This is a genomic window from Collinsella sp. D33t1_170424_A12 (genome assembly GCF_015554865.1).
Taxonomy (GTDB): domain Bacteria; phylum Actinomycetota; class Coriobacteriia; order Coriobacteriales; family Coriobacteriaceae; genus Collinsella.
This window is the reverse complement of record NZ_JADNJJ010000101.1, coordinates 1-1,844: the sequence shown is the minus strand read 5'-3', so window position 1 is coordinate 1,844 and position 1,844 is coordinate 1. Positions and strand designations below refer to the sequence as shown.

Below are 1,844 nucleotides of genomic sequence, written 5' to 3'. Positions count from 1 at the left end.
CTCCCCCTCCGCGATGTGCATGCACGGCTTGCCGCGGCGCAGCTGGCCGTTATCGGCGATATCGTCGTGGATCAGCGCGGCCGTCTGGAAGTGCTCGATCGCCGCCGCCGCGCTACGGGCCGCAAGGAAATCGCCGCCCACGGCCTTGCATGCCAGCATGCAGATGAGGGGGCGGTGGCGCTTGCCGGCGTTGTCCGTGAAGCGCCCCAGGGGGGCGTACAGGTACGCGTCGACATCGGCGCTCTGCGTCTGGTCGCGGAAGAACGAGGCCAGATAATCGTTGATCTCATCGAAGTGGCGGTTGAGAAAGCCGGTGAACGGGGTCTGCATGGACGATCAGCCGTCCTTTCCACGAAAGCTTGTAAAACGCCGCGCGCCGCTGGCCCGCCCCTGTGCGAGGCGTGGCACGCGGCACGCGGCAAACGGATATCCGGATCATGGGCGCAAATGTACGATTATTATTGGACACCCTGAGTATACGGGCATTTCTCTTTATAAAACACCAGGTAGATCGTTTGCATTTTTGGCGATACTCGACCCATCCGCGAATAATCGTACATTTGCCCAACCCGCGCGTTTCCGCGCGCCAGGTTGGGCCGTTATATGCCCGAGCACCCTCCCGGATGCACCCGAACGCGCTCCCAAGCCCGCCCCAGTCAGGCCCGGGAGCGCCCGGAACCCGCGGCGGCTACTCCGCAGCGAACCCGTTGGGGTTGCGCGACTGCCAGTTCCACGAATCGCGGCACATGTCGGAGATGTCGTAGCGCGCCTTCCAGCCCATCTCGCGCTCCGCCTTGGAGGCATCGCCGTACACGGCGGCCACGTCGCCCTCGCGGCGCGGGCAGATCTTATACGGCAGGTCGCGACCGCACGCGGCGCTGAACGCGCGCACCACGTCCAAGACCGAGCTGCCCGTGCCGGTGCCCAGGTTGAACACCTCGACGCCGGTCCTGCCGTTCATCCAGTCGAGCGCCGCCACATGGCCGGTCGCGAGGTCAACCACATGGATGTAGTCGCGGACGCCGGTGCCGTCGGGCGTGTCGTAGTCATCGCCGAAAACCTGGACGGCCTCCAGCTTGCCCACCGCGACCTGCGCCACATAGGGCACGAGGTTGTTGGGGATGCCCTTGGGGTCCTCGCCGATCAAGCCCGAGGAATGGGCGCCGATGGGGTTGAAATAACGGAGCAGCACGATATCCCACTCGGGGTCGGCGGTGTGAAGGTCGGTAAGGATCTGCTCGATCATCCACTTGGTCCAACCATACGGATTGGTGGCGGGCTTCTTCTCATCGGTTTCGCTCACCGGCAGGTTGTCCGGATCGCCGTACACGGTGGCCGAGCTGGAGAAGACGATGGACTTGCAGCCGTGCGCGCGCATGACGTCGCACAGCACCAGCGTGTTCTCGATGTTGTTGTGGTAGTACTCGAGCGGCTTGCGCACGCTCTCCCCCACGGCCTTGTATCCGGCGAAATGGATCACGCGGTCGATGTGATGCGCGTCGAAGATGGCGTTCAGGGCATCGCGGTCGAGCACGTCGGCCTCGTAGAACGTCAGGTTCTCAGAGGCCTCCTCGCCGGCGATCTGCTTGATGCGCTCGACGGCGACAGGGCTGGAGTTGGACAGATTGTCCACGATGACGACCTGGTATCCGCGCGCCAGCAGCTCGACGCACGTGTGGGATCCGATAAAACCGGCGCCACCCGTAACGAGGACGCAGGTATCCTTCGGAGCAAGCTTATCTGCCATGGAAATCTCCTCTCGATTCATAAGCAGGGAAAAGTATAGCGCACACCTACGACGCGGCCGGCGCACCGCCGCCTCCCTTGGATTTCCTTCCTTGTTA

Annotated in this window: 2 protein-coding genes; both read right to left on the bottom strand. The window is 63.5% G+C overall.

Features of this window, described 5'->3' with window-relative positions; all coding sequences use genetic code 11:
* Positions 1 to 330 (bottom strand): polyprenyl synthetase family protein (locus I2E26_RS04520; protein WP_195419774.1); only part of this gene is annotated, 330 nt, incomplete at its 3' end.
* 358 nt (positions 331 to 688) lie between these two features.
* Positions 689 to 1,747, bottom strand: coding sequence for a UDP-glucose 4-epimerase GalE (gene galE, locus I2E26_RS04515; protein WP_195419773.1), 1,059 nt, complete (start codon positions 1,745 to 1,747; stop codon positions 689 to 691).
* Positions 1,748 to 1,844: the final 97 nt, after the last annotated feature.